Origin of the sequence: Micromonospora sp. NPDC007271, assembly GCF_040634005.1 — a bacterium.
GTDB lineage: Bacteria > Actinomycetota > Actinomycetes > Mycobacteriales > Micromonosporaceae > Micromonospora.
Map to the genome: position 1 here is coordinate 1 of NZ_JBEYER010000178.1, position 6,804 is coordinate 6,804.

At 74.8% G+C, this 6,804-nt stretch carries 7 protein-coding genes; 5 read left to right on the forward strand and 2 right to left on the reverse strand.

Going from position 1 to position 6,804, the window contains the following annotated elements; translation table 11 throughout:
• Positions 1 to 127 precede the first annotated feature (127 nt).
• Positions 128 to 808 (reverse strand): class I SAM-dependent methyltransferase, encoded by a 681-nt coding sequence (locus ABZ570_RS33205; RefSeq protein ID WP_358072021.1) that lies wholly within the window; start codon positions 806 to 808, stop codon positions 128 to 130.
• A gap of 115 nt (positions 809 to 923) precedes the next feature.
• Here ABZ570_RS33205 and ABZ570_RS33210 point away from each other — a divergent pair, with 115 nt between their 5' ends.
• Genes ABZ570_RS33210 through ABZ570_RS33225 form a run of 4 tightly spaced genes read left to right on the forward strand, consistent with a single transcriptional unit; the run spans position 924 to position 4,902 of the window.
• Positions 924 to 1,565 (forward strand): pyridoxal 5'-phosphate synthase, encoded by a 642-nt coding sequence (locus ABZ570_RS33210; protein ID WP_358072023.1) that lies wholly within the window; start codon positions 924 to 926, stop codon positions 1,563 to 1,565.
• 28 nt (positions 1,566 to 1,593) lie between these two features.
• Positions 1,594 to 3,240: an AMP-binding protein gene (locus ABZ570_RS33215; protein WP_358072025.1), complete on the forward strand. Its 1,647-nt coding sequence runs from the start codon at positions 1,594 to 1,596 to the stop codon at positions 3,238 to 3,240.
• A complete protein-coding gene (locus ABZ570_RS33220; RefSeq protein ID WP_358072027.1) occupies positions 3,237 to 4,439 on the forward strand; it encodes an FAD-dependent monooxygenase in 1,203 nt (400 codons plus the stop codon). Before ABZ570_RS33215 ends, ABZ570_RS33220 begins: the two co-directional genes overlap by 4 nt.
• 19 nt (positions 4,440 to 4,458) lie before the next feature.
• Positions 4,459 to 4,902 carry an ester cyclase gene (locus tag ABZ570_RS33225; RefSeq protein WP_358072029.1) on the forward strand — a complete coding sequence of 148 codons (444 nt, stop codon included), beginning with the start codon at positions 4,459 to 4,461 and terminating at the stop codon, positions 4,900 to 4,902.
• A gap of 44 nt (positions 4,903 to 4,946) precedes the next feature.
• Here the strand turns inward: ABZ570_RS33225 and ABZ570_RS33230 are convergent, their stop codons facing one another.
• Positions 4,947 to 5,912: an FAD-dependent oxidoreductase gene (locus ABZ570_RS33230; protein WP_358072031.1), complete on the reverse strand. Its 966-nt coding sequence runs from the start codon at positions 5,910 to 5,912 to the stop codon at positions 4,947 to 4,949.
• Between the two features lie 247 nt (positions 5,913 to 6,159).
• Here ABZ570_RS33230 and ABZ570_RS33235 point away from each other — a divergent pair.
• Positions 6,160 to 6,804 (forward strand): polysaccharide deacetylase family protein (locus ABZ570_RS33235; protein WP_358072033.1); only part of this gene is annotated, 645 nt, incomplete at its 3' end.

A 6,804-nucleotide genomic window follows, 5' to 3' on the forward strand; every position in this document is an offset into this window, starting at 1 on the left:
CCTTGATCCGGGCGATGGCCTCGTCCAGGCTCACACCGGAGACCTTGGCCATGTGTTCATCGTCGCCACGCTGACCCGACGCGGGTTGCTCAACCCGGGCCGCCCGAGGCGGCCGGCGCCGGGCCGGTCAGTCGGATTCGAGGCGGAGGAGTTGGTAGTGCAGGTCACCCTGCGGGGCGGCGCACCGCACCGCCCGCTGCACGCGCACCCGCCAGCCGTGCCGGTCGGCCAGCTCGGCCAGCCGGTCGGCGTTGCCCAGGTCGGTGAAGCCGAGCAGCAGCTGGCCGCCCGGATGCAGGCGGTCCCGGGCCCCGGCGAGGTAGCCCTCGTGCGCCCGGTAGCCCTGGTCGAACAGGGCCTGGTGCAGGTGGTCGCCGTCGGGGGCCGGCTCGTCGGTGTCCACGAAGTTGGAGTTCCAGAAGATGACGTCGAAGCGTTCGCCGGCCGGGATGGGCGCGAACAGGTCGCCCTGGTGGACGGTGACCCGGTCGGCCACACCATGCCGGGCCGCGTTGCGTCGGGTGTTGTCGACCGCCACCGCGCTGATGTCGGTCGCCGTCACCGAGGCGCACCCGTGCCGGGCGGCCAGCACCGACAGGTAGCCGGTGCCGCTGCCGATCTCGCAGAAGGAGCCGCCGACCGGATAGGGCACCCACTCGGCGTAGAGGGCGGCGGACTGGGTCAGGTGCGGGGCGAAGACGCCGGGCAGCAGATCCCACTCCAGGTCCAGCAGCCGGAACGTGGTGGGCGAGTCGACGGCCCGGTGCCTCTCGACCAGGCTCGACGCGGCGGGGGAGGACGTGCTCATCGGATGGCATCCCTTCGATGGGAGACAGCGCCGGATCGAACAACACCAGAATCTAATATATGCCGATGCATTTATCAAATGACGTGAAGTGCAGCATTCCAGACTGGAGGGACGGATGACCAACGACCTCGCCAATACGCGGGCCCGGTACCGCCGCGAGGGTCTCGCCGCGAGCCAGGCCGACCCGGACCCGGTCGCGCAGTTCCGCCGGTGGCATGCCGAGTGGGCGGCGACCGGCCCGTACGACCCCGCCGCGGCCGTGCTCGCCACGGTCGCCCCCGACGGCCGGCCCGCCGCCCGGCTGGTCGACGTGGTCCGGGTCGACCACGGCTTCGTCTTCCTCACCCGCTACGACAGCCGCAAGGGGCTGGAACTGACCGTCAACCCCCGGGCCTCGCTCTGCTTCGGCTGGCTCGAGGCCGACCGGCAGGTCCGCGTCGAGGGCGACACCGAGCGCCTCGACGAGGTGAGCGCGGACGGCTTCTTCGGCCAGCTGCCGCGCCCGGTCCAGCTGCTGGCCCGCGCCTCAGACCAGTCGACGGCGGTCGACGGCCCGCAGGTGGTCCGCGAGCAGATCGCCGCGCTGGAGCGGCGCTACGCCGGCCAGGAGGTGCCGCGCGGGCGGGAGTGGGGCGGCTACCGGCTGCTCCCGCGCCGGATCGAGTTCTGGCAGGGCCGCGTCGACGGGGTGCCGGACCGGCTGCGCTACCAGCGCCGCGACGACGGCGGCTGGGACCTGGAACGGCTGACCCCCTGACCCACCCCCTGATCGGAAGGAGGACGACGTGCTGGAAGGTTGCGTACCCTGGCCCGAAGACCTGGCCGCCCGGTACCGGGCCGCCGGACACTGGCGGGGCGAGCCGCTCGGCGCCCTGCTGCGCGCGGCGGCGCGGGCACACGGCCTGCGCACCGCGCTGGTCGCCGGGGACACCCGGTGGACCTACGCCCAGCTGGACGAGCAGGCCGACCGGATCGCCGCCGGCCTGCGCAGGCAGGGCATCCGGCCTGGCGAACGGGTGGTGCTGCACCTGCCGAACGTGCCCGAGCTGGTGGTGCTCTGCTTCGCGCTGTTCCGGCTCGGCGCGCTGCCCGTGTTCGCCCTGCCCGCCCACCGCCGGGCCGAGGTGGAATACCTCTGCCGCGCCGCGCAGGCGGTGGCGTACGTCATCCCGGACGTCGCCGGCGGCTTCGACCACCGCGCGCTCGCGGCGCAGGTACGGGCCGAGCTGCCCGCGCTGCGCACGGTCGTCGTGGTCGGCGACCCCGGCGACACCGACGGGTTCGTCCCGTACGCGGAGCTGACCGCGGCCGAGCCCGCCGAGCTACCCGACCCGGACCCCACCGACGTCGCGCTGTTCCTGCTCTCCGGCGGCACGACCGGGGTGCCGAAGCTGATCCCGCGCACCCACGACGACTACTGGTACAACATCCGGCTCAGCGCGGCCACCGCCGGGCTGGACGCCGCCACCGTCTACCTGGCCGTGCTCCCGGTGGCGCACAACTACGCCCTCGCCTGCCCCGGGGTGCTCGGCACCCTGTCCGTCGGCGGGCGGGTGGTGCTCTGCCCGAACGGCAGCCCCGACGAGGCGTTCCCGCTGATCACCGCCGAACGGGTCACCGTCACCGGGCTGGTCCCGCCGCTCGGGTTGATCTGGGCCGACGCGGCCGCCAACCGGTCCACCGACCTGAGCAGCCTGCGCCTGGTCCAGGTCGGTGGCAGCCACGTCACCCCCGAGGCGGCCCGGCGCATGGCGACCGCCCTCGGTTGCCGGCTCCAGCAGTCCTTCGGCATGGCCGAGGGCCTGCTCAGCCAGAGCCGGCTCGACGACCCGGAGGAGCTGATCCTCAACGCCCAGGGCAAGCCGCTCTCGCCCGATGACGAGATCCGCATCGTGGACGCCGAGGACCGCCCGGTGCCCGACGGCGAGACCGGCGAGCTGCTGGTCCGCGGCCCGTACACCTTCCGGGGCTACTACCAGGCGCCCGACCACAACGCCCGCGCGTTCACCGACGACGGCTTCTTCCGCACCGGGGACCTCGCCCGGCGGCTGCCCACCGGGCACCTGGTCATCACCGGCCGGCGCAAGGACGTGATCAACCGGGGCGGGGAGAAGGTGTCGGCCGAGGAGGTCGAGAACATCGTCCTCGCCCACCCGGCGGTGGCGCAGGCCGCCCTGGTTGCGATGCCCGACCCGCTGCTCGGGGAGCGGAGCTGCCTGTTCGTGGTGCCTCGGGGCGAGGCGCCCCGGCTCGGGCAGCTGACCGGCTTTCTGCGCGAGCGCGGACTGGCCGCGTACAAGCTGCCGGACCGGCTCCGGGTGGTCGACGCGTTGCCGCAGACCGCGGTGGGGAAGGTGGACAAGGTCCGCCTGCGGGAGGAGGCCGCGCAGCGGCCGGCGCGGGCCGCCCGTACCGTCGGGGCCCGGCCGTGACCGCGCCCCCGGCACCGGTCCTGGTGGTCGGCGCGGGGCCGGTCGGGCTGGCGGCGGCCCTGTCGCTGCGCTCACGGGGCCTGCCCGCGACGGTGCTGGAAGCCGACCCGGCCGACCGGGTCCGCCCCGGCAGCCGGGCGCTGTACGTGCACGGCGAGACCCTGCACCGGCTGGAACGCGTCGCTCCCGGCCTCGGTGCCGAACTGGCCCGGCAGGGGCTGGTCTGGCACACCCGGTCCACCCGGTACGCCGGCCGCGAGGTGTTCCGGCGCAGCTACCCGCCACGCCACGGGCCCGGCCTGCCCCCGTTCACCAGCCTGCGGCAGGTCGACACCGAGCGGCTGCTCCGGGACGCGGCCAAGCGCCTCGACGTGCGCATCCACTGGGACGCCGGCGTCGAGACGATCCACGTCGACCCGGACGAGGTGCGCCTGACCACCACCGACGGCCGGGCGTTCCGGGCGAGCTACGTCATCGCCGCCGACGGCGCCCGTTCGGCGATCCGCCGGGCGCTCGACATCCCGATCGTCGGCCACCGCTCGCCCCGCTTCCATGTGGTGGTCGACGTGGAGCAGGACCCGGACCGGCCCTACCCGGCGGAGCGGGTGTTCCACTACCACCACCCCGGGATGGGCGGCCGGCACCTGCTGGTCATCCCGTTCGCCGGCGGGGTGCAGGTCGACCTCCAGTGCCGGGCCGGCGACACGGAGGAGACGATCGCCACCCCGGACCGGGTCCGGCGCTGGCTGCCGCGGGTGCTCGACCCCGGGGCGCCGGAGCGGATCCTCTGGGTGTCGCACTACCACTTCCAGCAGCGGGTCGCGCCGGCGTTCACCGACCCGCACCGGCGGGTACTGCTCGCCGGGGAGGCCGCCCACCTCTTCGCGCCCTTCGGGGCGCGGGGAATGAACAGCGGCATCGCCGACGCGGACGAGGCCGCCGCGGCGGTCGCCGCCGCGCTCGCCGCCCCGGCCGGCGCGGCGGCCGCCGTGGACCGCTACGACGCGACGCGACGCGGTGCGGCCGAACGCAACCGGGCCGCCGCCGGCCAGGCCCTGGCCCACCAGCAGGCCGGCCTCGCCGGACGCCTGCGGCAGCGGCTCGCGGCGGCCGTCGCCCCGGCCGTGCCCGCCGCCGGTCGCTGGCTCGACGAGGCACCGTACGGCCCGCGCCGTACCGGCGCCTCCGGACGTTACTGAACCGAGAGGAGTGATCGAGATGACCGACGACGTGAAGGCCCGCTACCGGCGGTATCTGGAGCAGGCGTGGACGGCCGACGGCGAGCGGCTCGACGCGCTCGCCGCCGAGCTGGTCACCCCGGACTTCGTGATCCACCAGGCCCGCACCGACGGCGCGCCGGCCGAGCAGGTCCGCGGCCCGGCGGCGCTGACCCAGCTGATCCGGGAGAGCTGCGCACTGTTCCGGGACGTGTCCACCGTCATCGAGGTCGGCCCGATCGTCGACGGGGACCTGGTCGCCGCGCACTGGCGGTTCCACGGCACGTACGCGGGCGGGATGCCGGGCGCCACCGCCGAGCCGGGGACCAAGGTGCAGTTCGCCGGCACCGACATCCTGCGCAGCAGCGGCGACCGGTTCGCCGAGTACTGGGTGGTCTCGGAGGGGATGAGCCTGATGGCCCAGCTCGGAGTCGGCCAGGGCTGACGCTGCCCCGGGCGGGCGCGCGACGGGCCCGCCCGGGCGGCGGCTCAGCCGGCGACCAGCGCGGCGACCTCCCGCGCGCAGCCCCACGAGAGGGTGACGCCGACCGCGCCGTGGCCGTAGTTGTGCACGCACCGGGCCCCGCCGAGCGGCTCCTCCGCCAGCCGCACCGAGGGTCGGACCGGCCGGAAACCCACCTCGTGGCGCAGCACCCGCGCCCCGGCGAGCCGGGGTTCGACCTCGGCGCAGCGGGCCAGGATCCGCTCCGCCACCGCCGGGTCCGGGGTCGGGTCCCGGTCGTACGGCAGGGCCACCCCGCCGAGCACCACCCGGTCGCCGTGCGGAAAGAAGCCACACCAGAAGTCGGTGGCGCCGCCCTCGTAGAAGAACTCCGTCAGGCCGGGGTTGGCGACCACCACGTGCTGTCCCTTCACCGGGCGGACGCTGTCGTCGCCGGCCAGCTCGGCGGCGGCCACGCCGGCGCAGTTGATCACCACCGACGCCTCGGTCGCGGCCTCGGCCAGCGCGGTCACCGGCCGCAGCCGCACCTGCCCGCCGGCCGCGGTCAGCCGCGCCGTCAGGTACGCCAGATAGCGCGGCATGTCGGCGAAGGGCAGCTCGGCCCAGAATCCGCTGCGGTAGCCCGCCCGCTCCTGCTCGGTGCACGGGGCGAAGCCGGGCACCCCGGCCGCCCACGGTGGCGGCGCGTCGCCCAGATCGGAGACCAGCCGGCCGCGTACGACGTGCACCCCGGAGGCCGGGTCCTCGGCGAGGGCGGCGAACTCGGTCTCGCCGACGCGGCCCCAACGGGTGGCCGGGTCGTCAGGGCCGCTGATCGTCGGCCCGCACATCGCGCCGGCCACCGCCGAGGTGGTCCGCTCGACCGGGTCGGCGGTGCGGACCAGCACCGCCATGCCGGCCTCGGCCAGGCAGACGGCGGTGGTGAGGCCGATGACGCCGCCACCGACGACCACGACATCGGGGCGGGGCGTACGTTGCGTCAGATCACCCATCGGGACAGTGCAGCACAGCGGGAAACGGCACGCCGCGAACGCGCCGAGATCCCGGGAGGCCACCGAGAGCGGTGCCGGCAGGGGTCGCGCGGCCCCGGGTTGCGTGAGCGCCCAACATGATTCTGCGGCATCAGCGGCTGTACGTCACATTCTGCGCCGTAGGCTGACAACCAGGGCTGTCGGAGGGGGGAAGCGTGCGACCTGAGGATGCGAGCGGGGGGTTGGGCTTGCTTCGCGGGCGCCGTCGATGACGTGGCCGACTCCACCCAGACGCGCCACGGCGCTGGTCGCCCTGGTGACCGCCGCCCTACTCTCCTCGGCGTATGCGATCGGGCGGAGCTTGGCCGTGGACCCGTCGCGGCAACACGCCACCGGGGTTGCCGGCGACCTGAGCGGCCCGCGGTACACCCACCAGCCGGGGTCGCCTGGCACGGCGCGCGGCGACCGTAGCGCGGACTCGCCCGAGGCCGGGCCGGACGCCACGGCCACTGCCGGGGGTGGGGTCTCCGGCGCGCAGGCCGTCACCGGCACCCGCCAGGTCGCGCTCACCTTCGACGATGGGCCTGACCCCCGATACACCCCGCAGGTCCTGGCCGTGCTGCGGCAATTCCGCGTTCACGCAACCTTCTGTGTGGTCGGGGAGAACGCGCAGCGGTACCCCGAGCTGGTGCAGGCGATCGTGGCCGATGGGCACACACTCTGCAATCACTCCTGGAACCACAACCTTTCGCTGAGCCGACGGTCTCCGGGCGAGATCCGGGCTGACCTGCTCCGGGCCAACGCGGCGATCAGGGCCGCGGTCCCCGACGCGCCGATCTGCTGGTACCGCCAGCCAGGCGGGATGTGGTCCTACCCGGTGGTGTCGGCGGCGCACGAGTTGGGCATGACGTCG

Coding starts and splice junctions, on each gene's coding strand:
- ABZ570_RS33210 (WP_358072023.1), top strand. CDS start 924: ATGACCAACGACCTCGCCAATACGCGGGCCCGGTACCGCCGCGAGGGT.
- ABZ570_RS33230 (WP_358072031.1), bottom strand. CDS start 5,912: ATGGGTGATCTGACGCAACGTACGCCCCGCCCCGATGTCGTGGTCGTC.
- ABZ570_RS33205 (WP_358072021.1), bottom strand. CDS start 808: ATGAGCACGTCCTCCCCCGCCGCGTCGAGCCTGGTCGAGAGGCACCGG.
- ABZ570_RS33225 (WP_358072029.1), top strand. CDS start 4,459: ATGACCGACGACGTGAAGGCCCGCTACCGGCGGTATCTGGAGCAGGCG.